The sequence below is a fragment of the Actinomadura sp. DC4 genome (assembly GCF_030406325.1).
Classification (GTDB): Bacteria; Actinomycetota; Actinomycetes; order Streptosporangiales; family Streptosporangiaceae; genus Actinoallomurus.
This window is the reverse complement of the sequence record NZ_JAUEQY010000001.1, coordinates 106109-128567: the sequence shown is the minus strand read 5'-3', so window position 1 is coordinate 128567 and position 22459 is coordinate 106109. Positions and strand designations below refer to the sequence as shown.

Below are 22459 nucleotides of genomic sequence, written 5' to 3'. Positions count from 1 at the left end.
CAGGTGCGCACCGGAGCCGCTCACGTGAGGAGATGCCACCTCTGGAGTACCTCCTTGGCGAGTTCCCGGTAGGCGTTGGCGCCCATGGACGACGGGTCGAACCGGGTGATGGGCTCGCCCACGACCGTCGCGTCCGGGAACCGTACGGTGCGGTTGATGACCGTGTGGAACACCTGCTCGCCGAAGGCGTCCACGATGCGGCCGAGCACCTCACGGGTGTGGAGGGTACGGGAGTCGTACATCGTCGCGAGGAAGCCGTCGATGGTCAGCTCCTGGTTGAGCCGGCCCTGGACCTTCTCGATCGTCTCCATGAGCAGCGCGACCCCGCGCATGGCGAAGTATTCGCACTCAAGGGGGACGAGAACGCCCTGGCTCGCCGTCAGCGCGTTGACCGTCAGCAGACCCAGCGAGGGCTGGCAGTCGATCATGATGTAGTCGTAGTCGGCCACGACGGGCTTGAGCAGCCCGCCCAGGATGTACTCCCGGCCGACCTCGTGGACGAGCTGGACCTCCGCGCCGGACAGGTCGATGTTGCTGGGCAGCAGGTCCATGCCCTCGACGCTGGTCTCCAGGATGACCTCTTCGGTCTCCACGCCCCGCTCCATGAGCAGGTTGTAGATCGTGAGGTCGAGCTGGCGGGGGTCGCCCTTGCCCAGGCCCACCGACAGGGCGCCCTGGGGGTCGAAGTCGACGAGCAGCACGCGTCTGCCCTGCTCGGCAAGTGCCGCGCCGAGGTTTATGGTCGTCGTCGTCTTACCGACGCCCCCCTTTTGGTTACAGACCGACACGATCCGGGCGGGCCCGTGCTCGGTCAGCGGGGAGGGATCGGGAAACGACGGTTTGGGACGCTGCGTCGGGCCTAGCGGCGCGGCGTCTCGCGGATCGGTCGCGATCGCGGTCGAGAGCACACTCTCGGATCGTGCTCTCTCCTGCTGCGCGCTGGATTCAGTCACCAGCTACTCGAACCTCCCCGGCGCCCTCGGAATGCCGTCAAGTTGGCGACTCTATGGCCTGTCAAGAGGAGCGGCAAGGCGGCACACCGGCCGCCGCGGAATTGATTCAGACATTGGCCCGTGGATGTGCCGAGGCGTAGACCTCACGCAGCCGATCGACGGTGACCAGCGTGTAGATCTGGGTCGTCGTCACGGACGCGTGGCCCAGCAACTCCTGGACCACCCTAACGTCGGCGCCGCCGTCAAGGAGGTGGGTCGCGAAAGAGTGCCGCAGAGTGTGCGGCGAGACGTCGGCCAGCTCCGCGCGGCCGGCCGCCGACCGCAGGGTCGACCAGGCGCTCTGGCGCGACAGCCGCCCTCCCCGCGCGTTCAGGAACAGCGCCGTGCCGCCCTGGCCGCGGACGTTCAGGTCGGGCCGTGCGCGCGCCAGGTAGGCCTCAAGGGCCTCGCGGGCGTACCGGCCCACGGGGACGACGCGGTCCCTGGCTCCCCGCAGCCGTACGACGGCGTCGGTGAGCTCGACGTCGCCGACCTCGAGGCCCACCGCCTCGGAGATCCGCGCGCCGGTGCCGTACAGCACCTCCAGCAGCGCGCGGTCGCGCAGGTCGCGCGCCGTGTCGCCCGGCCCGGCCGCGGCCAGGAGACGCTCGACGTCCTCGATCGCGATCGCCTTGGGCAGCCGGCGCGGCGGCGCGAGCGGCCGTACGCCGCGCGCCGGGTCGGCGGCCGACAGCCCCTCGCGTACGGCGAAGCGGTGCAGGCCGCGCACGGCGACGACGGCGCGGGCCGCCGATCCGGCGGCGAGCGGCGGATGCAGCTCGTCGCCCTCGCGCAGGCCGGTCAGGAACGACACCACGTCGTCCTCGCCGACCTGCCCGATCGCCGTACGTCCCCGTTCGACCAGCACGTCGACGTAGCGCCGCAGGTCGCGCCGGTAGGAGCTGAGCGTGTTCGCGGCCAGTCCACGCTCGACCGCGAGATGGTCGAGGTAGGTGCGGACCTCGTCCCGCAGCGCTCGTCCGAGCTCTTCACCGGCGGCGGATATCAGCGCGGCACCTCATCCAGCGAGTCGTGGCGGTACGCGGGTCACCCTTCCGGAGCGTCGGGCGCGCGAAGGTCGCGATAGCCCGTGGCCCGGGCGGCGTAGACCGCCAAGATACCCATGACCGCAAGGGGATTGTGGAGGTGCCCGCGCTGGATCGCCGCGACCGCCTCGTCGAGCGGCACCCAGACGACCGGCATGCCGGCCTCCTCGTGGATGCGCTCGAAGTCCGACTCCTCCGGAGGGATCTCGGTGAGCCCCCGGGCGAGGAAGATGCGGACGCGCTCGTCGGTCATCCCGGGCGAGGTGAAGATGTCCACCAGCGTGTGCCACTCGCTCGCGCGGTAGCCCGCCTCCTCGCCCAGCTCGCGGGCGGCCGTACGCCATGTGGGCTCGCCGTCGACGTCGCGGAGCCCGGCCGGCGCCTCCCACAGCCGGTGGCCGACCGGATGGCGGTACTGCTGGATGAGCAGCACGCGCTCCTGCTCGTCCAGCCCGAGCACGGCCACCGATCCGGGGTGCACGACGATGTCGCGCTCGACGACCTCGGTGGCGTCGCCGTTCGGCATGCGCACCCGGTCGGTGCGCACCTGCACGACGCGGCCCTTGAACCGGTATTCGCTGCTCTCGGCGGCCCACGTCTCCGGGACGTCGGCCAGCTCCGCGCTCACTTGGCGTGGTCCAGGGCGGCGGCGACCAGGCCGGCGAACAGCGGGTGCGGCCGGGTCGGCCGGGACCGGAACTCCGGGTGCGCCTGCGTCGCGACGTAGAACGGGTGGCTCGCGCGCGGCAGCTCGACGTACTCGACGAGGCGCCCGTCGGGCGACAGGCCGGAGAAGACGACGCCGGCCGCGGTGAGGTCGTCGCGGTAGGCGTTGTTGACCTCGTAGCGGTGCCGGTGGCGTTCTTCCACCTTCTCGGCGCCGCTGTACAGCTCGCGTACGAGGGAGTCCTCGGCGAGGTTGGCGGGGTAGAGCCCGAGGCGCATCGTGCCTCCCATGTCGCGTTCGCCCGCGACGACGTCGATCTGGTCGGCCATCGTCGCGATGACCGGGTCGGCGGCCTTCTCGTCGAACTCGGCGCTGTTGGCCTCGGTCAGGCCCGCGAGGGAGCGCGCCGCCTCGATGACCATGCACTGCAGGCCGAGGCAGAGGCCGAGAGTGGGCAGGCCGTTCTCGCGGGCGTGGCGGGCGGCGCCGACCTTGCCCTCGATGCCGCGTACGCCGAAGCCGCCGGGGATCAGGACCCCGTCGACGCCCCTCAGCTCGCGCGCGGCCGACTCAGGCGTCGCGCAGCGGTCGCTCTTGACCCAGCGGATGTTGACGCGGGTGTCGTGGGCGAAACCGCCGTGGCGCAGCGCCTCGGTGACCGACAGGTAGGCGTCGGGCAGGTCGATGTACTTGCCGACGAGCGCGATCGTCACCTCGCGGGAGGGGTGGTGGACCCGGTGGAGCAGGTCGTCCCACTCCTTCCAGTCCACGTCGCGGAACGGCAGGCCCAGGCGGCGCACGACGTACGCGTCGAGGCCCTCGCTGTGCAGCACCTTGGGGATGTCGTAGATGCTGGGCGCGTCGACCGCGGAGACCACCGCCTCGGCGTCGACGTCGCACATCAGGCTGATCTTGTTCTTCAGGCCCTGGGTGATGGGCCGGTCCGAACGGCACACGATCGCGTCGGGCTGGATGCCGATGCTGCGCAGCGCGGCGACCGAGTGCTGGGTCGGCTTGGTCTTCAGCTCGCCCGAGGGCCCGATGTAGGGCAGCAGCGACACGTGCAGGAAGAAGCAGTTGTCGCGGCCGATCTCGTGCCGGATCTGGCGTACGGACTCCAGGAAAGGCAACGACTCGATGTCGCCGACGGTGCCGCCGACCTCGGTGATGACGACGTCGACGTCCGGACCGGCCATGCTGCGGATCCGGTCCTTGATCTCGTTGGTGATGTGCGGGATGACCTGCACGGTGTCGCCGAGGTACTCCCCGCGCCGCTCCTTGGCGATCACGTTGGAGTAGATCTGGCCGGTGGTGACGTTCGCCGAGCCGTGCAGCTCGGTGTCGAGGAAACGCTCATAGTGACCGACGTCGAGGTCGGTCTCGGCGCCGTCGTCGGTGACGAAGACCTCGCCGTGCTGGAAGGGGTTCATCGTGCCGGGGTCGACGTTGAGGTACGGGTCGAGCTTCTGCATCGTGACCCGCAGGCCACGCGATTTCAGAAGCCGCCCGAGGCTGGACGCCGTCAGCCCTTTACCAAGGCTGGAGGCGACGCCGCCGGTGACGAAGAGATGCTTGGTGGTCCGACCGGACCCACCAATGACTGCCGAAGCCAAGAGGGACGCTCCCGTGGTAGTTGTCGCGGCGACGTTTCACCTGATCGGTGAACGGCCAATCTCCACGGGCCACCAGAATAACAGGCGATGCGCCTGATCAGCGTCGGGCCGAGCAGATCAGCCGTAGCCCCCGGCGTAACTTCCGCTCGCCGCGCCCGGCGGCATCGTGCGCAGCTGACCTGTCAGCTCGTCGATGAGCTTCCTGGCCTGGTCAGCCGAGCTCCGCGCCTGGTCGCGCTCGGACGACAGCGCGGACAGCGCCTCGCGCTGCTGGGTGACCGCCTCGGCGAGCTGGTCCACCCACTCCTCGCGCTCCTTGAGCTTGCCGGCGATCGAGTCGCGCTCGCTGCTCGCCTGGCGCGCCTGGGAGAGCGCCTGGTCGCGCTCGCGGGTGGCGCTCTCGACCCGCTGCTGGGTCTGGGCCAGCTCCGAGGAGAGCCGCGCCTGCGCCAGTTCGGCCGAGTCACGGTGGTTCTCGGCCTGCTTGGCCTGCTCGAGTATCCGCCGGCGTTCGTTGTCGAGGTCCTGGGCGCGGCGCCGGGAGTCTTCGGCGTCCTTGGCCACGACCTCGAGGTCGGCGGCCTTGGCGCGCAGGGTGTTCAGCTCGGCGTGCGCGGTCTCCAGCGCCTGCGCGACCTCGGCGGCGTGCTTGGAGATGCGGTCGCGCTCGCCCTCGAGCGCCTTGCGACCCGTCTGGGCCTCGCCCGCGGAGCGGTGCGCCTCGTCGCGGTCCTCGCGCATCTGGTCGCGCTCGGCCATCGCCTGCCGCGCGGCGGCCTCGAACTGCTCGGCCTGCGACCGCGACTGGTCGCGCTCGACCATGGCCTGCCGCATGGCGTTCTCGGACTGCTCGGCCTGGGTGCGCAGCCGCTCGGCGTCCTGCCACGCGGCCGCGGCCTCGCGCTGGGCGTTCTCCCGCTCGGACATCATCTGGCGCACGGCGGCCTCGGACTGCTCGGCGCGCTGCTCGGCCGTACGGGCCTGGGCGAGGGCCTGGTCGGTCTCCTGCCGGGCCCCGACCGCCTCACGCTGGGCGTTGTCGCGCTCGGAGATCGCCTGCCGCATCGCGGCCTCGGACTGCTCGGCCTGCGCGCGGGCCCGCAGGCCCTCCTGCCAGCCGGTGTTGGCCTCCTGCTTGGCCGCCTCGCGCTCGGAGATCGCCTGGCGTACGGCGGCCTCGGAGTGCTCGACGCGCTGGTTCATCTCCTCGAGCTGGGCGCGCACGCGCTCGAGCTCCTGCTGCATGGCGGCGGCGTCCTGCTTGGCGCTCTCACGCTCGGCCATGAGCTGACGCGCGGTCGCCTCGGCCTGCTCCTTCTGCTGCCGTACGGCCTGCGCCTCCTGGCGCATCGCGGCGGCGTCGCGCTGGGCGGACTCGCGCTCGGTCATCAGCTGGCGTACGGCGGCCTCGGCCTGCTCGGCACGGTGGTCCAGCTGGTCGTGCTGCGCGCGGGCGCGCTCGAGCTCCTGCAGCGCGGCGGCGGCGTCCTGCTTGGCGCTCTCACGCTCGGCCAGCATCTGGCGCGCGGTGGCCTGCGCCTGCTGGGCCTGCGTGCGGTGGCGGTCGACCTCCTGCCAGGCCGAGGACGCCTCCTGCTTGGTCTTCTCGTGCTCCGCCTGGACCGCAGCGATCTGGACCGCGGACTCCTGCTTGGCCTCGGCGACCTTCTGCTCCCCCTGCGCCAGCGCGCCGGCGAGCATGTCCGCCATCTGGCGCAGCCGGTCGACGACCTCACCCGGTTGATCCACGTTTCCTCCATGGGACGGCCGGGCCCCGTTTTTGGGCAACCATGATGAGCTGCCGCCTTCCCCGGCGTAGGAACCGCCCGAACCATTGAGATCGCTCACATAGGGAACTCTAAGGGCGTCTCGCCAGGCTGTCTGCCATGTCAGGGAACGTGTGGCGTATCACTCGCAATTTAACCGGGTCATGACGGATCGCGTCTGGTAGCGCTGAGCTGCGCGGTCGAACGGACGGCCCATCCGGTGTCACTGTGCGGAGCCGTCATATCTCCGGTGAAAGAATATCGAGCATGAGGACCTTGTATCCGCCGATCGAGCCGTACGACTCCGGCCTGCTCGACACCGGGGACGGAAACCGAATCCACTGGGAGGTCTGCGGCGACCCCGCCGGCAAGCCCGTCGTGATGCTCCACGGCGGGCCGGGCGGCGGCTGCACCCCGGACCATCGGCGGCAGTTCGATCCCGCGGCGTACCGCATCGTCCTGTTCGACCAGCGCAACTGCGGGCGCAGCCTGCCGCCGGCGAGCGACCCGTCGGTCTCGCTGGAGGACAACACCACCTGGCATCTGGTGGCCGACATGGAGCGGCTGCGCGAACACCTCGACATCGACCGCTGGCAGGTCTTCGGCGGTTCGTGGGGCAGCGCGCTGGCGCTCGCGTACGCGCAGACGCACCCGGAGCGGGTGACGGAGATGGTGCTGCGCGGCATCTTCACGCTGCGGCCGTTCGAGCTGTACTGGTTCTACCAGGAGGGCGCGTCGCTGCTCTTCCCCGACCTGTGGGAGAAGTACATCGCGCCGATCCCCGAGGACGAGCGCGACGACCTGATCACCGCGTTCCACGCCCGGCTCAACGACTCCGACCCGTCACTGCGGATCCCGGCGGCGCTGGCGTGGAGCGTCTGGGAGGGCTCGACGATCACCCTCCGGCCGAGCGCGGGGGTCATCGAAGAGCACTCCGACGACGACTACGCGGTGACGTTCTCCCGCATCGAGAACCACTACTTCGTCAACGGCGGCTTCTTCGAGGACGACCAGCTCATCCGCGACGTGGACAAGATCCGGCACATTCCGTGCGTCATCGTCCAGGGCCGGTACGACGTGTGCACCCCGGCCGCGACCGCCTGGGACCTGCACCGGTCCTGGCCGGAGGCGGAGTTCCACCTGGTCGACGACGCCGGCCACGCGTACACCGAGCCGGGCATCCTGCACCACCTCATCGAGGCCACCGACCGCTTCGCCCGCTCCTGACCGTGTATCCGTGTATCCCGTGGGCCCTGCCGGGCCCGGGGGCGCATGGCGATGGCCCTGAACGTGGCGGAGAACGCCCGATGACCGCCTGGTCGAACCCGAATCCGATTCGGTAACGTGGAGGAGGCAACGAGGGAGGGCGCGTGACGGCAGACACGGCGATCGCCGGACTGGGCATGACCGAACTCGGCAAGGTCTACGGCCGCAGCCCCCGCCGGCTGGCCGCCGACGCCGTACGCGCCGCAGCCGACGACGCCGGCCTCCCCCTCGCCGACCTTGACGGGCTGATCGTCAGCACTGGCCTGTCCGGCTCGCCCGGCATCGAGCTGGCCGGCGCGCTCGGTCTGCGCGACCTGCGGCTGCTCACCCAGATGAACTCCTTCGGCGCCACCGCCGTCGCGATGGTCTCCTACGCCGCCGCCGCGGTCCAGAACGGCGCGGCCTCGGCCGTCGCCTGCGTGTTCTCCGACGCGCCGCTGCGCCCGGAACGCTCCTCCGGCTCCGCCTACCACCGCGACGCCGCCGAGTGGCACGGGTACGGCGGTCTGCAGGCGGCGCTGGGGTTCCGCAGCGTCAACGCGTTCTACGCGCTCGCCGCGCGCCGGCACATGGAGCGGTACGGCACCACCAGCGAGCAGCTCGGCGCGATCGCGGTCGCCACCCGCGCCTGGGCGGCCGGCAACCCCCTCGCCCAGATGCGCGACCCGATCTCCCTGCGCGACCACCAGGAGTCCCGCTGGGTCGTCGAGCCGCTGCACCTGCTCGACTGCTGCCTCGTCTCCAACGGCGGCGTCGCGGTGATCGTCACGAGCGCCGAGCGCGCCCGCGACCTGGCCCGGCCGCCCGTGCACGTCTGGGGCTGGGCCCAGGGCCACCCGGGGCGGGCCATGGCGCGCGGCAGCGACTTCGGGCTGACCACCGGCGCAGCCCTGTCCGGCCCGGCCGCGATGAAGATGGCCGGGATCACCACGGCCGACGTCGACCTCTGCCAGCTCTATGACTGCTACACCTTCACCGTCCTGGTGACGCTGGAGGACTACGGCTTCTGCGCCAAGGGCGAGGGCGGCCCGTTCGCGGCGAGCGGCGCGCTGGGCCCCGGCGGCGCGCTGCCGGTCAACACCGGCGGCGGGCAGCTCTCGTCGTACTACATGTGGGGCATGACCCCGCTCTCGGAGGCGGTGATCCAGGCGCGCGGCGACGGCGGCGACCGCCAGGCCCCGCGCAACGAGGTGATCCTCGTCAGCGGCAACGGCGGCATCCTCGACCACCACGCGACGCTGGTCCTCAGCCCGCACACGAAGGGACGACGATGACCGAAGACGCGATCGGCGTGATCCGCCGCGACGGCCGTACCGACCCGTTCTTCGACGGCGCGGCCGAGGACCGGCTGATGACGCGGCGCTGCGAGGCGTGCGGGCGCTGGTACGCCCCGGACGCGACCGGCTGCGCGGGCTGCGGCGCCGGCGACCTCGCCTGGGCCGAGGCGAGCGGGGAGGCCGTCCTGGTCTCCTGGGCGGTCGCCCGCTCCCGTACGGGCCCGCCGGCGCCGCTGGCCCTGGTCGAGCTCGCGGAGGGACCCTGGATGTACGCGCGGCTCGCCTCGGTGGCCGGGCCGCGCGAGGGCCTGCCCCTGCGCGTCAGATTCGTCCATCCTGATGAGGGCGAGAGCCATCCGGTCTTCGAGGAGCGCCGCGGATGAGGACAGATGTGTGCAAGACGTTCGGGATCGAGTTCCCGCTGTTCGCCTTCAGCCACTGCCGTGACGTCGTGGCCGCGGTCACGAACGCGGGCGGTCTCGGCGTGCTCGGCGCGGTCGCCTTCTCCCCCGAGCACCTCGACGAGGAGCTGCGCTGGATCGACGACCACGTGGGCGGCCGCCCGTACGGCGTCGACGTCCTGGTCCCCGGCAAGATCGCCAAGGAGGCGGAGGGCACCGGCGACCTGCTGTCGGCGATCCCGGCGCGGCACTGGGAGTTCCTCGCCGGGATCTTCGAGCGGTACGGCGTGCCGGTGCCCGACCTGGACCCCGCCCGCGGGCGGGGCGCCGGCCGCCAGGTCACCAAGGAGGGCGCCACCGAGCTGATCGACGTCGCGCTGAACCACCCGATCCGGCTCATCGCGAGCGCGCTCGGCCCCCCGCCGCCCGTCATGGTCGAGCGGGCGCGGGCCGCGGGCGTGCCGGTCGCCGCGCTCGTGGGCACGGTCGACCACGCGCTCCGCCAGGTCGCGGCGGGCGCGGACCTGATCGTCGCGCAGGGCTCCGAGGCCGGCGGCCACACCGGGGAGATCTCCACGATGGTCCTCGTCCCGGAGGTCGTCGACGCCGTGGCGCCGCTGCCCGTCCTCGCGGCGGGCGGCATCGCCGGCGGCCGCCAGATGGCCGCGGCGATGGCGCTGGGCGCCCAGGGCGTGTGGTGCGGGTCGGTCTGGCTGACCACCGAGGAGGCCGAGACGCTCCCGGCGGTCAAGGCCAAGATGCTCGCCGCCACCTCATCCGACACGGTCCGCTCCCGGTCCCGTACGGGCAAGCCCGCGCGGCAGCTGCGCTCCTCCTGGACCGAGGAGTGGGACGAGTCCCCCGACAGCCCCGGCGCGCTGCCGATGCCGCTGCAGATGATCGTCGCCGAGGGCGCGATGCAGCCGATCGGCAAGGCCGCCGAGAACGGCAACGAGGGCGCCCGGCGGCTGGCCAACTACTTCGTCGGTCAGGTCGTGGGCCAGATGAACGCGGTCAAACCCGCACGCCAGGTCGTGTACGACATGATCGAGGAGTTCACCGGCGCGCTCGAACGCCTGGCGGCCATCACCGAGGACTGAGCAGTATTGGCGACGTGGCCGAACAACTGATCCTCGTCGTCGAGGACGAACCCACGCTCGCCGAGGCGGTGGCCGCGCGGCTGCGGGCCGAGCGGTTCGCGGTCCGGGTGGCGGGCGACGGCCCGGCCGCCGTCGCGGCCGTCCGCGAGTCCCGTCCGGACCTTGTGGTCCTGGATCTCATGCTGCCCGGCTTCGACGGCCTGGAGGTCTGCCGCCGTGTCCAGGCGATCAGCCCGGTGCCGGTGCTGATGCTGACCGCGCGCGACGGCGAGACCGACCAGCTCGTCGGGCTCGGGGTCGGCGCGGACGACTACCTCACCAAACCGTTCAGCATGCGGGTGCTGGTGGCACGCGTCCGCGCCCTGCTCCGCCGGGCCGGGCGCGCCTCGGCACCCGCCGTCGTACGGGCGGGGCCGATCGAGGTGGACCCGGCCGCGCGCCGGGTGCGCTGCCGGGACGCGGAGGTGCACCTCACGCCGACCGAGTTCGACCTGCTGCACTGCCTCGCGGGCGCGCCGGGCTCGGTCTTCACCCGCGCGCAGCTCCTCGAACGCGTCTGGGACTGGACCGACGCGTCCCGTACGCGCGCGGTGGACAGCCACGTGAAGGCGCTGCGCCGCAAGCTCGGCCCCGGCCTGATCAGGACCGTGCACGGCGTCGGCTACTCCCTGGAGGTGCCGGCGTGATCCCCCGCCCGCTCGACCGGCTCCGTACGATCAAGATCAAGCTCGGGGTGCTCGTCGCGGTGAGCTCGTGCGCCACGGCGCTGGCGCTCAAGGAGGCGCTGGAGCACGGCATCCGCGGCCGCTACGCGCTGCCCGTCGCCGTGCTGGCCGCGCTCGTGGTCACCCAGGTCCTCGCGCACGGCATGACCTCGCCGCTGCGTGAGATGACCGCCGCCGCGCGGAAGATGGCCGGCGGCCGCTACGACACCCGCGTACGCGCCAGCTCCCGCGACGAGGTGGGCGAGCTGGCGCGGGCGTTCAACCGCATGGCGAGCGACCTGGCCGAGGCGGACCGGCAGCGCCGGGAGTTCGTCGCGAACGTCTCCCACGAGCTGCGGACGCCGATCAGCGCCCTGCACGCGCAGCTGGAGAACATCGCCGACGGCGTCACCGCCGCGACCCCCGGAACGCTGCGCCCCGCGCTCGACCAGACCGAGCGCCTCGGCCGGCTCGTCGGCCAGCTCCTGGACCTGTCCCGCGCCGAGGAGGCCAGGGACGCGCTGGACCGTACGGAGTTCGCCGTCGCGCCGTTCCTGTGCGGCGTGGCCGCCGAGAGCCCCGCGGCGGCCCGCGTCGTGATCGACGCGCCCGCCGGCCTGGTCGTGCTCGCCGACCGCGACCGCCTCCACCAGGTCGTGGCCAACCTCGTCGACAACGCGGCGGCGCACGGCCCGGCCGAGGGCACGGTCACCGTCACGGCCCGCCCGCGCGGCCGGTCCGGCGGGCTCGCGCTGGAGGTCGCCGACGAGGGGCCCGGCATCGCCCCCGCCGACCGGGCGCGCGTGTTCGAGCGCTTCCACCGGGGCGGCCGGGCGCGCGACGGCGGCACCGGCCTCGGGCTGGCGATCGCCCGCTGGGCCGTCGAGCTGCACGGAGGCCATATCGAGGTGGCCGACGAGGGGCCGGGCTGCCGGATCCGGGTCCTCATCCCGGGCTGATCACCACAGAATCTCCACAACACCCCCACACCTCCCGCGCCACCGGGCTCCACGCCGGGTCCGTCCCATCTAGAGGACGGACACCCGACCCCTCACTGGAGCAGCCGTGCGCGTGAAGATGATCCTGCCCGCCCTGACCGAGGCGACCTCGCCGTTCTTCCGCCCGATCAAGTACTCCCTGTTCCCGCCGCTCGGCCTCGCCACCCTGGCCGGCTACCTCGACCCCGGCGACGAGGTGACGATCACCGACGAGCACGTCCAGGAGGTCGACACCTCCGACGAGCCGGACCTCGTGGTCATCCAGGTCTACATCACCTCGGCGCGGCGGGCGTACGAGCTCGCCGACCTCTACCGCGCCAGGGGCGTGCACGTGTGCCTGGGCGGGCTGCACGTCACCTCGCTGCCGGAGGAGGCCGCGCGGCACGCCGACACGATCTTCTGCGGTCCCGGGGAGAGCACCTGGCCGGTCTTCCTCAGCCACCTGCGGCGGGGACGGCCGCGGGCACGGTACGACTCCACCGAGCGGACCCTGGACGGGCTCCCGCCGATCCGCCGCGACCTCATCGCCCGCCACCTCTACCTGGTCCCGAACTCCATCGTCGTCTCGCGCGGCTGCCCGCACGTGTGCGACTTCTGCTACAAGGAGGCGTTCTTCGAGGGCGGCAAGTCCTTCTACACCCAGACCGTGGACGCGGCACTCGCCGAGATCGACCGCCTCCCGGGCCGCCACCTGTACTTCCTCGACGACCACCTGCTCGGCAACGCCCGCTTCGCCACCGCGCTCTTCGAGGGCATGCGCGGGATGGGGCGCCTGTGGCAGGCGGCCGGCACCGTGCAGGCCGTCCTGCGCCCCGGCCTGCTGGAGAAGGCGGTCGACTCCGGCCTGCGCAGCCTGTTCGTCGGCTTCGAGACCGTCAACGGCGCCAACCTCCTCGAACAGCGCAAGTGGCAGAACGTCGACCGCGACTACGCGGCGGTGATCCGCCGCCTGCACGACCTCGGCATCATGGTCAACGGCAGCTTCGTGTTCGGCATGGACGACGACGACGCGAGCGTCTTCGACCGTACGGTCGAGTGGGCGGTCGGGCGGGGCGTGGAGACCGCGACCTTCCACATCCTCACCCCGTACCCCGGCACCCGCCTGTACGAGCGGATGAGCGACGCGGGCCGGCTGCTCCACCACGACTGGGACCGCTACGACACCCGGCAGGTCGTCTTCGAGCCCGCCCGGATGACCGCCTCTGAGCTGTCGGAGGGGTACCGGCGGGCGTACCGCGACTTCTACCGATGGGGCTCGATCCTGCGCGGCGCCGGCGCCCAGGCGACGATACGGGACAAGATGCGCCATGTGGCGTACGCGGGCGGCTGGAAGAAGTTCGAGCCCATGTGGGACCTGGCCATCCGGGCCAAGCGGGTCGGGCGCGGGCTGCCGCTGCTGGAGTCGATCCTGTCCGGGTTCGGCGGCCGGCCCTCGGCGGGGCATGGCGATCCGGCCGACCGGCGACGTACCGTGCGGACATGAGCTCTGACGAGGTACTGGTCGAGACGGACGGCCCGTTCGCGGTCATCACCATGAACCGCCCCGGGCGGCGCAACGCGCTGTCGCTGTCGCACATGCGCTCATTGACCGAGGCGTTCCGCCAGGTCGGCGAGACGGACGCGACCGGGATCATCCTGGCGGGCAACGGCCCGGTCTTCTCGGCCGGGCACGACTTCGCCGACATGGCCGGCGCGGACCTGGCGGCGGCGCGCGGGCTGCTGCTCACCTGCCGTGAGCTGATGGAGACCATCCAGTCCGTGCCCCAGGTGGTGATCGCCCGCGTGCACGGGCTGGCCACCGCGGCCGGCTGCCAGCTCGTGGCCACCTGCGACCTGGCCGTCGCCGCGTGGAGCGCCGGCTTCGCCGCGCCCGGCGGCAAGGGCGGCTGGTTCTGCCACACGCCGATGGTCCCGGTCGCCCGCAACGTCGGCCGCAAACGCGCGATGGAGCTGGCCCTGACCGGCGACGTCATCGACGCCGCCACCGCTCTCGAATGGGGGCTGGTCAATCGCTCGGTGCCCAACGAGGAGCTGGAGAAGGCCACCCGCGAGCTCCTCGAACGCGCCACCCGCGGCAGCCGCCGCAGCAAGGCCCTCGGGAAGCAGGCGATGTACGCCCAGCTCGACCGTCCGGAGAACGACGCCTACACCTACGCGATCGAGGTCATGGCCGCCGCCAGCCAGACCCCCGAGGCGCAGGAGGGCATGCGCGCGTTCCTGGACAAGCGCGCCCCGGAGTGGCCCGCCTGAACCCGGGTGGTCACGCCGGGTCCGGTGCCGCCGGGGCCGCCGCGGTCGGAAGGCCCGGCGGCTTCACTCGCCGGCCGGCGTGCGCTGAACGGCGCGGGGGCCGCCGGCCTTGCCCGTAGTCCGGGAACACCCGCAGGTGAGGTCGGTTGCCGGTAATACGGAGAGCCGATAACATGGAAAGCGTTGCAGTCGTAGTTTCCTCGTACGTATTGAGTTCGCTCTTGAACGCCCGCGGAAGTGACGGCGGGCGTTTTCGCTTCTCCGGGGATAGTCTTCGTCGGACGTAAGCCAAAGTCCGTCATGCAGCCCCGGTCCGCCAACCGGCGCCCCGGTGAGGCTCCCAAGAAGGAGAGAAAGTGGCAGAAGGCACCGTCAAGTGGTTCAACGCCGACAAGGGCTTCGGATTCATCGCACCTGACGGCGGTGGCCCGGACGTGTTCGTGCACTACTCGGCGATCACCTCCAGTGGTTTCCGTACGCTGGAGGAGAACCAGCGCGTGAGCTTCGAGACGACCCAGGGCCCGAAGGGCCCGCAGGCGGAGCAGGTCACGCCGATCTAGGCTTAGGAATACACGCGTACGGCCCGCACCGAGCCATCGGTGCGGGCTGTGCTGTTTCCTTATGCCCTTTTCGCCGGACTTCGCCCGTATGGTCCGGCTCAGCCGGTGGTTCTGGAGTCGTCGGCACCCGACAGGCCCACCGGCAGTTCGGTCGGCGCGCCGTAGTCGTGCCCGTCCGTACTCGGACGCCGCCGCGAAAGCGCGTGACCGTCGCATCCGCGCTGAGCCGCGTGCCGTCGCCATTCACAGAAGCCACGCCCTGGGCACACGTTGTCAGGCGCAGCCACCCGTGTGCCGGACACCGCCACAGAAACGCGCGACGGCCGCGCACAGAGCCCACGGCGCCTTTTCTCGCCGCCGGACGGGCCCGCCGGCGCATCGCAAGGAGCCCAAAACACGGTGTCCCCCGGACGCCGCCTGCCGCCGCCCAGAGAGCCGAGCCGGGCGCCCTCGTCGCCGAGCCTTCGCGGGAAGTCCCCGGCGTCCCAGACGATCAGGCCTTGCCGGGAGAGATACAGGCCGACGCGATCGATGCCCAAACGATGGTCGTCGTCCAGCCGAGGCTGGTCGGCGAGCTGGCAGGTCTCCTCGCGGCCCGGCCGCCGGGGATCCCGGGCGGCCTTACATTCAGCCCGTCGAGGACGTCGGCGTCGGCTCCCCCGATGTCGGCGCTGCCGGCGAACTCCGGGCCGGACACTCTGCGCCGGGGCGGCAGCGCGCGAAAGGGAGCCAGGACTCGTCGGCGAGCCGCGCCTGCGCGGCGAGATCGCCCAGCGGCCCCGCGCAGAACACCACGACGCCCGGCCCGGTCTCGACCAGCCAGAGGTCTGGCATTACCTTCCCCCCTCGGCCGGGCGCGGCTCCCGCTGCAGACCGGCGTCGTCCACGGGCGGAGCGGCGAAACCGAGCGAGTGAGCGGTACGGCACCGCACGTTGGGCCCGAACCGCTCCCCCGCCTCGGCCGCGATCGCCGTTCAACACCACGTACATGCCTCGGCTGCGGGTGCCGGCGCCCATCAGCACCAGGCCGTGGTCTTCCCGGTCCCCGCGGCGGCGACCAGGGCCAGGTCCCGGCCCGTGGCGAATACGTCGTGACCGAGATCAGCAGGCGTACGCCGAGATGGGCGAGGTAGGCCGCGCCGGCGAGCTTCACCGCCGCGTACGCGGCGGCCGAGGCCGCCGGGCGGCCTGCTGCTCCTGCGTCGGCTCGATGGCCATGAGGGTCCCTCGCTCCGCTGAGGGCAGGCCGCTCGAAGCGGCGAGTGGAGCCTGACGCGCCCTCCGGCGCGGCGCGGCGAGCCGCAGGGGGTCGGGTTCGATGACGGCCCCGCCCGTGAGGACGCCCCGCCGGTGAGGACGGCCCCGCCGGTGGCGGCCGCCTCGTATTCGGCGGCGCGGCAGGTGAGGATGAGCGGATCGTCGCGGCGTCCAGCGCGGCGAGCGCGTCCGGGACCGCGACGCCGGCGGCGGCAGCGCTGTCCCCGATGTTGGACTTGACCGAGCCGAGCAGCAGGGGACACTCGCGGTCCCTGCCGTACGCCACCGGGCTCGTTAGTGGACGCCGGCCTCCTTCATGTCGCGGAGTTCGCGCTTCAGTTCCTTAATCTCGTCGCGGAGGCGGGCCGCCACCTCGAACTGGAGTTCTTCCGCCGCGTGGTGCATCTGCTGGGTCATCTGGTCGATGAGGGTCTCCATCTCCTCGCGCGGGCGTTCGCCGACCAGGTCGGCCGCGTGGCGGCCGGCCCGCTGCTTGGAGGACAGGCCCGGGACCGGGGCCTTGCCCCGGCTCTGCTGGCGGCCGGCGCCGCCGATGAGCTCTTCTGTGTCGGCGTCCTCGCGGGCCAGCATGTCGAGAATGTCGGCGATCTTCTTGCGGAGGGCGGTGGGCTCGATGCCGTTGGCCTCGTTGTAGGCGACCTGCTTGGCGCGGCGGCGGCTGGTCTCGTCGATCGCGCGTTCCATCGACGGGGTCACCTTGTCCGCGTACATGTGCACCTGGCCGGAGACGTTGCGCGCCGCGCGGCCGATGGTCTGGATCAACGAGGTCTCCGACCGAAGGAAGCCCTCCTTGTCGGCGTCCAGGATGGACACGAGGGACACCTCGGGCAGGTCGAGGCCCTCGCGGAGCAGGTTGATGCCGACCAATACGTCGAACTCGCCCAGGCGCAGCTCGCGCAGCAGCTCCACCCGGCGCAGCGTGTCGACCTCGCTGTGGAGGTAGCGCACCCGGATGCCGAGCTCCAGGAGATAGTCGGTCAGGTCCTCGGACATCTTCTTGGTCAGCGTCGTGACCAGCACCCGCTCGTCGCGTTCGGCGCGCTCGCGGATCTCGTGGACCAGGTCGTCGATCTGGCCCTTGGTCGGCTTGATGACCACCTCGGGATCGATCAGGCCGGTCGGACGGATGACCTGCTCCACCACGTCGCCCTTGACCCGGCCCAGCTCGTACGGGCCCGGCGTCGCCGACAGGTAGATCGTCTGGCCGATGCGCTCCAGGAACTCCTCCCACTTGAGCGGCCGGTTGTCCTGCGCGCTGGGCAGGCGGAACCCGTGCTCCACCAGGGTGCGCTTGCGGGACATGTCGCCCTCGTACATCGCGCCGATCTGCGGTGTCGTCTGGTGCGACTCGTCCACGACGAGGAGGAAGTCCTCGGGGAAGTAGTCGAGCAGCGTGTTCGGCGGCGTGCCGGGACCGCGGCCGTCGATGTGGCGCGAGTAGTTCTCGATGCCGGAGCAGGTGCCGACCTGCCGCATCATCTCGATGTCGTACGTCGTGCGCATCCGCAGCCGCTGGGCCTCCAGGAGCTTGCCGGTGCGCTCCATCTCCGCGAGGCGCCCCTCCAGCTCCTTCTCGATGCCGCCGATCGCCCGCTCCATGCGCTCCGGGCCCGCGACGTAGTGCGAGGCCGGGAAGATGTAGAGCTCCTGGTCCTCGGTGACCACCTCGCCGGTCAGCGGGTGCAGCGTGGCGAGCTTCTCGATCTCGTCGCCGAACATCTCGATGCGGATGGCGAGCTCTTCGTACTGCGGGATGATCTCGACCGTGTCGCCGCGCACCCGGAAGGTGCCGCGGGTGAACGCCAGGTCGTTGCGCGCGTACTGCATGCCGACCAGGCGCCGCAGCAGGTCGTCACGCTCGATCTCGTCGCCGACGCGCAGCCGCACCATGCGGTCGACGTACTCCTGCGGGGTGCCCAGGCCGTAGATGCACGACACCGAGGCCACCACGATCGTGTCGCGGCGGGTCAGCAGCGAGTTGGTCGCCGAGTGCCGCAGCCGCTCCACCTCGTCGTTGATCGAGGAGTCCTTCTCGATGTAGGTGTCGGTCTGCGGGACGTACGCCTCCGGCTGGTAGTAGTCGTAGTAGGAGACGAAGTATTCGATGGCGTTGTTGGGCAGCATCTCCCGCAGCTCGTTGGCGAACTGGGCGGCGAGCGTCTTGTTGGGCTGCATGACGAGCGTCGGGCGCTGGACCTTTTCGATCAGCCACGCGATGCTCGCCGTCTTGCCGGTGCCGGTGGCGCCCAGCAGGACCGAGTCCTTGACGCCGCGCTTGACCCGCTGCTCGAGCTCGCCGATCGCCTGCGGCTGGTCGCCGGACGGGGTCATCTCGGTGACGACCTCGAAGGGCGCCACCTTGCGCTGAAGATCGGTGACAGGCCGCACGCTGCTCCTCCGTCGGAATGTGATCGCCGCCCGTGACAGCGGGTGGCGGGGAAGCGGACCGCGCGGAGGCGGCCCGTGTATCTCAACCGTACGTCCTGCCAGTGACATTCCGGTGGCCCTCGCGCGCAACCCCCTGAGGCCGGGATTGCCAGCGGAGCGTAAAGAGTGCGTTACTCTGCGTTGAACGGTCGCGACCCCCGGTGGCGGCCCCTGCCGCCGGAGGATCGCCATGGCCCACCGCCTCGCCGCCCTCGTCTCGGCCCTTCCGCTCACCTATGCCGGCATGGCCTTCGCGCCGCCGGCCCGCCAGCAGTCCGGTGCGGCCGTGGCCGACGTCGGCCACCGGGGGGCCTCCGCGTACGCGCCGGAGAACACCCTCGCCTCCTTCCGCGCCGCCCGTACGAAGAACGCCGACTACTTCGAGCTCGACGTGCAGCAGACCAAGGACGGCGTGCCGATCGTGATCCACGACACGACGCTGAGCCGTACGACCGACGCCGAGTCCGTCTACCCGCACCGGTCCCCGTGGCGGGTCCGCGACTTCACCCTCGCCCAGGTCGAGCGCCTGGACGCGGGCTCGTGGTTCTCCGCCCGGTTCCGCGGCGAGCGCGTGCCCACGCTCGCGACGACGCTGCGCGCGATGGAGGGCAGCGACCTGAAGCTGCTCCTGGAGCTCAAGAACCCCTCGCTGTACCCCGGCCTGACCGGCCGGGTCGTCGACCACCTGCGCGCCGGGCCCGACTGGCTGCTCCCCGACCGGCTGATCGTGCAGAGCTTCGACTGGGGCGCGGTCCAGGAGTTCCACCGTTTGATGCCGGCGGTGCAGACCGCCGTGCTGGGCACGCCCACCGCGGCACAGCTGCCCGCCGTCGCCCGGTACGCCGGATACGTCAACCCGCGCTCGGCCACGGTCACGGCCGCCTACGTACGGCGGGTGCACGCGCACCACATGAAGGTCTACGCTTGGGACGCCGGCAGCGAGGCCGTCATGAGACGCCTGGTCGGCGACCGGGTGGACGGCATCATCGCCGACCGGCCCGAGATGGTGCCCCGATGATCAGGCCAGCTCGGTCCACAGCTTGTCGACCTGCGCGTGCAGGCTCTCCAGCGTGCCGGAGTTGTCTATCACCCGGTCGGCGACGGCCCGGCGGTCCTCGCGCGTGGCCTGGGCGGCGATGCGGGCGCGCGCCGCCTCCTCGGTCATGCCGCGCAGCTCGGTCAGCCGCCGCACCTGCTCCTCGACCGGCGTGTCCACGACCACCACCAGGTCGTACAACCCGGCCAGGCCGTTCTCGGCCAGGAGCGGCACGTCGTAGACCACGACGGCACCGCCTGGCGCCTCCTCGACCAGCGCCTGCATCCGCTCGCCGACCAGCGGGTGCACGATCGCGTTGAGCCGCTTACGCCGCCCGTCGTCGGCGAAGACGATCAAGCCCAGCCGGTCGCGGTCCAGCGTGCCGTCCGGGCGCAGGATGTCCTCGCCGAACTCCGCCACGACCGCGGCCAGGCCCGGCGTGCCGGGCTCGACGACCTCCCGCGCGACCGCGTCCGCGTCGACCAGGACCGCGCCCAGCGAGACCAGCCGCCGCGAGACCTCGCTCTTGCCCGAACCGATACCGCCGGTCAATCCCACTTTCCGCACGACGCGAAGAGTACTCACTCGGCCGGTTCGGCGGCTACGAGGGCCTTGCGCATGTGCACGAGCATGAGGTGGTCGGCGACCCGCTCGCGGTGCGTCTCGCCGTAGCCGAGCCGCCGGTACAACCGCAGGTTGGTCTCGCTGAGGTGACCGGTGAAGAGCACGCACGCGTCCGCCCGGCCGGCCGCCTCAGCCTCCAGCGCCTGCATCAACGCCCGGCCGATGCCCTGACCCTGCAGGTCAGGGGCGACCGAGAGCCGCCCGACCAGGCACGTACGGTCGTTGATCCGGCCGCGTACGGCCCCGGCCAGGCGTGTGCCGACGGTGGCCTTCAGCACGATCGAGCCGGTGATCGTCTTACGGACCTGCTCGATCGACTCGACCAGCGGCGGCAGGAACGGGTCGCCGTGCAGCTGCGCCTCGCTGACGTACGCGGCGCGCTGCAGCGTGAGGATCTCTCCGGCGTCCGCGACGTCCGCGCGCTCGATGCGTACACCTTCGGGGACCTGGTCCATGGTCGCTCAGCCTACGACCCGTACGGTGGCGGCCAGCGCGAACCTCCGCGGCCCGCCGGCCACGGTGTCGTCGATGCCCAGGTCGTCGCTGCCGAAGATCGACACGACCGGGTCGGGGCCGGTCTGGGCTCCGCCCGCCTCCCGCAGGGTGCCCTGCCCGGTCAGGCGGGTCGCCTCCGGGCCGCCGTCGTGGGCGCCGAGGTCTCCGGCGATCACGGTGTGCGGGGCGCCGCTCCAGATCTGCAGCAGCTTGACGATCTCGGCGAGCCGTGTCTGCGTACGGTCCGCGCCGTGCTGCACGTCCACCGACCACACGTCCGCCGTACGGCCGCCGCCGGTGTCGACCCGCGCCCACACGTAGCCGCGGGCCTGCGGTCCGGCGCCGACGGGCAGCCGCCCGGTGCCGGTGGCCCTGACCGGCAGGCGGCTGAGCACGGCGTTGCCGAACTGGTGGTCGGCCGCCGGGCCCCACACGAGCCGCATCCCGAGCCGCCGGGCGAGCCAGGAGCCCACGTCGGCGGTGCCGGACAGCGGCCAGCCCCGGCCGACGGCCTGCAGGGCGACGACATCGGGGTGCTGGGCCTGGATCGTACGGGCGACCGCCTCGGGGTCGAGCCGGCCGTCGCCGTCGACCGCCTGGGCGATGTCGTAGGTCATCAGCCGGAACGTGCCCGGCTGCGCCGCCGCGCGGGTGACCGCCGGGGCGGTGACGGCGTACGCGGCCGGCACCGCGAGCAGCAGCAGGGCGCCGCCTCCCGCGCCCAGGGCACGGGCCCAGGACCGGCCGGGCAGCGGGCCGCCTCGGGCCGCGGCGATCGCCGAGAGCAGGCCCAGGGCGATGCCGGCGGCGCCGGGCAGGACCTTGTTCGGCAGCGGGAGCGGCGCGGCGTAGTGCGACTGGTACGGCAGCAGGACGAGCGCGGTCAGCAACCCGCCGAGCGCCGCGCCGAGGTCGACGCGCCACGCCCATCCGGCGGCGTCGGCGCGCCGGGGTTCGACCGGGACGTCCCCGCGCCGCCCGCGGTAGCCGCCGCGCCGCAGCGGCACCCGGCACGCGACCGCGAGCAGCCACGCCGACAGCAGCTGACCGGCGACGATCACGACGACCGTGACCCAGCCGGTCAGGCCGTACCGGCCGGTGACCGCCGCCGCGCCGATGCCCAGCAGCGTGCCGCCGAACACGCAGACGCCCCCGGGGACGGAGGCGACGGCGAGGCCGGAGGACAGGAACGCCAGGGTGAGGGCCTGCGCGCCGAGCACGACCGCGCCGGCGGCCGGCAGTGACAGCCAGCCGCTGGAGGCCGCGAACGCCGGGCTGGCCAGGACGAGGATCTGCAGCGCCAGGAAGGGCCCCAGCGCGGCGGCGCCGAGGGCGTCGCGCCAGCCGATCGCCGGCGCCTCCACCGCGGCGGCGCGTAGCTGCCGCACGAGGGCGGTCACGCCGGCGCCGACGAGGATCAGGCACGCGAGCCAGGCCAGGACACCGCCGCGTACGGCCGGGTCCCAGGTGCCGAAGGCCAGCCGCAGCGCCGTGTCGGCGGTCAGCCCGCCGACCACCGCCACGGCGAAACCGGTGCCCGAGAGGCCACGGGCCGTCTCGTACAGCGCGGTGAGGGCGAGCATCGCGAACGCGGCGCCGGCGAAGGCCAGCCATACCGTCGGGGACAGGGCCTGCATGCCGAGGCGTACGGCGAGCAGGCCGCCGACGCCGGCCAGCAGCAGTCCGCGGGCCCCGGCCACGGCGCGTGCCACGGGCGCCAGGAAGCCGGCGAGGCAGACCACGATGATCGCGGCGGAGGCCCCCAGGGCGTTGGTGGTCTCGGCGAAATGTCCGAATGGGGGGAACGCGGCCCGCAGTACTTCGGAGAGTACGGCGATGGTGACCGCGATGAGGAAGACGCGGGAGAACTCCTGGGGAACGACCGGGGGTCCCGCCGGTGCGGCGGGACCCCCTGGACGTGCACGTGAGTCGGAATCGACCATTATGCGGTTTTTTGCC

20 protein-coding genes are annotated in these 22459 nt (G+C 72.1%); 10 read left to right on the top strand and 10 right to left on the bottom strand.

Annotated features, from left to right (window positions below; translation table 11 throughout):
* Window positions 1-20: 20 nt before the first annotated feature.
* The 5 genes from QWU11_RS00570 to QWU11_RS00550 form a co-directional block, all read right to left on the bottom strand.
* Window positions 21-908, bottom strand: a complete 888-nt coding sequence (locus QWU11_RS00570; protein WP_290102938.1) for a ParA family protein — start codon at window positions 906-908, stop codon at window positions 21-23.
* A 151-nt stretch (window positions 909-1059) separates the two neighbouring features.
* On the bottom strand, window positions 1060-1965 hold the full coding sequence (locus QWU11_RS00565) for a site-specific tyrosine recombinase XerD (RefSeq protein WP_290103323.1): 906 nt from the start codon (window positions 1963-1965) through the stop codon (window positions 1060-1062).
* 74 nt (window positions 1966-2039) lie between these two features.
* Window positions 2040-2666 (bottom strand): NUDIX hydrolase, encoded by a 627-nt coding sequence (locus tag QWU11_RS00560; protein ID WP_290102937.1) that lies wholly within the window; start codon window positions 2664-2666, stop codon window positions 2040-2042.
* The gene (locus QWU11_RS00555) at window positions 2663-4303 is read right to left on the bottom strand and encodes a CTP synthase (RefSeq protein WP_290103322.1); all 1641 of its coding nucleotides are present in this window, start codon (window positions 4301-4303) and stop codon (window positions 2663-2665) included. Before QWU11_RS00555 ends, QWU11_RS00560 begins: the two co-directional genes overlap by 4 nt.
* Window positions 4304-4435: 132 nt before the next feature.
* Entirely contained in the window at window positions 4436-6067 is a 1632-nt protein-coding gene (locus QWU11_RS00550) for a hypothetical protein (RefSeq protein ID WP_290102936.1), read from the bottom strand.
* Between the two features lie 284 nt (window positions 6068-6351).
* On the opposite strand from QWU11_RS00550, the gene pip reads away from it, so the two are divergent.
* The 9 genes from pip (at window position 6352) to QWU11_RS00505 (ending at window position 14640) form a co-directional block, all read left to right on the top strand.
* On the top strand, window positions 6352-7311 hold the full coding sequence (gene pip, locus QWU11_RS00545) for a prolyl aminopeptidase (RefSeq protein ID WP_290102935.1): 960 nt from the start codon (window positions 6352-6354) through the stop codon (window positions 7309-7311).
* A gap of 143 nt (window positions 7312-7454) precedes the next feature.
* Window positions 7455-8624, top strand: coding sequence for a thiolase family protein (locus QWU11_RS00540; RefSeq protein ID WP_290102934.1), 1170 nt, complete (start codon window positions 7455-7457; stop codon window positions 8622-8624).
* Window positions 8621-9010 carry an OB-fold domain-containing protein gene (locus QWU11_RS00535; RefSeq protein ID WP_290102933.1) on the top strand — a complete coding sequence of 130 codons (390 nt, stop codon included), beginning with the start codon at window positions 8621-8623 and terminating at the stop codon, window positions 9008-9010. Before QWU11_RS00540 ends, QWU11_RS00535 begins: the two co-directional genes overlap by 4 nt.
* Window positions 9007-10128 carry a nitronate monooxygenase family protein gene (locus QWU11_RS00530; RefSeq protein WP_290102932.1) on the top strand — a complete coding sequence of 374 codons (1122 nt, stop codon included), beginning with the start codon at window positions 9007-9009 and terminating at the stop codon, window positions 10126-10128. Before QWU11_RS00535 ends, QWU11_RS00530 begins: the two co-directional genes overlap by 4 nt.
* Before the next feature lie 14 nt (window positions 10129-10142).
* Entirely contained in the window at window positions 10143-10814 is a 672-nt protein-coding gene (locus QWU11_RS00525; RefSeq protein ID WP_290102931.1) for a response regulator transcription factor, read from the top strand.
* The gene (locus QWU11_RS00520; RefSeq protein ID WP_290102930.1) at window positions 10811-11791 is read left to right on the top strand and encodes an ATP-binding protein; all 981 of its coding nucleotides are present in this window, start codon (window positions 10811-10813) and stop codon (window positions 11789-11791) included. The genes QWU11_RS00525 and QWU11_RS00520 overlap by 4 nt, the downstream gene beginning before the upstream one ends.
* A 106-nt stretch (window positions 11792-11897) precedes the next feature.
* Window positions 11898-13313, top strand: a complete 1416-nt coding sequence (locus QWU11_RS00515) for a radical SAM protein (protein WP_290102929.1) — start codon at window positions 11898-11900, stop codon at window positions 13311-13313.
* A complete protein-coding gene (locus QWU11_RS00510; protein ID WP_290102928.1) occupies window positions 13310-14080 on the top strand; it encodes an enoyl-CoA hydratase-related protein in 771 nt (256 codons plus the stop codon). The genes QWU11_RS00515 and QWU11_RS00510 overlap by 4 nt, the downstream gene beginning before the upstream one ends.
* A gap of 356 nt (window positions 14081-14436) precedes the next feature.
* On the top strand, window positions 14437-14640 hold the full coding sequence (locus QWU11_RS00505) for a cold-shock protein (protein WP_141962982.1): 204 nt from the start codon (window positions 14437-14439) through the stop codon (window positions 14638-14640).
* A gap of 627 nt (window positions 14641-15267) precedes the next feature.
* On the opposite strand, the gene QWU11_RS00500 is transcribed toward QWU11_RS00505, so the two are convergent.
* Both QWU11_RS00500 and uvrB read right to left on the bottom strand, forming a co-directional pair.
* Window positions 15268-15474: a hypothetical protein gene (locus QWU11_RS00500; RefSeq protein WP_290102927.1), complete on the bottom strand. Its 207-nt coding sequence runs from the start codon at window positions 15472-15474 to the stop codon at window positions 15268-15270.
* Window positions 15475-16191: 717 nt separating this feature from the next.
* Complete coding sequence (uvrB, locus tag QWU11_RS00495) at window positions 16192-18306, bottom strand: excinuclease ABC subunit UvrB (RefSeq protein WP_290102926.1); 2115 nt, start codon at window positions 18304-18306, stop codon at window positions 16192-16194.
* A 229-nt stretch (window positions 18307-18535) separates the two neighbouring features.
* Between uvrB and QWU11_RS00490 the strand changes: the two genes are divergently transcribed.
* The gene (locus QWU11_RS00490) at window positions 18536-19363 is read left to right on the top strand and encodes a glycerophosphodiester phosphodiesterase family protein (RefSeq protein ID WP_290102925.1); all 828 of its coding nucleotides are present in this window, start codon (window positions 18536-18538) and stop codon (window positions 19361-19363) included.
* On the opposite strand, the gene coaE is transcribed toward QWU11_RS00490, so the two are convergent.
* The 3 genes from coaE to QWU11_RS00475 are packed head-to-tail and all read right to left on the bottom strand — an operon-like array spanning window position 19364 to window position 22443.
* Window positions 19364-19948, bottom strand: coding sequence for a dephospho-CoA kinase (coaE, locus tag QWU11_RS00485; RefSeq protein WP_290102924.1), 585 nt, complete (start codon window positions 19946-19948; stop codon window positions 19364-19366).
* Window positions 19949-19962: 14 nt separating this feature from the next.
* A complete protein-coding gene (locus QWU11_RS00480) occupies window positions 19963-20460 on the bottom strand; it encodes a GNAT family N-acetyltransferase (RefSeq protein ID WP_290102923.1) in 498 nt (165 codons plus the stop codon).
* A gap of 6 nt (window positions 20461-20466) precedes the next feature.
* Complete coding sequence (locus tag QWU11_RS00475) at window positions 20467-22443, bottom strand: endonuclease/exonuclease/phosphatase family protein (protein WP_290102922.1); 1977 nt, start codon at window positions 22441-22443, stop codon at window positions 20467-20469.
* Window positions 22444-22459: the final 16 nt, after the last annotated feature.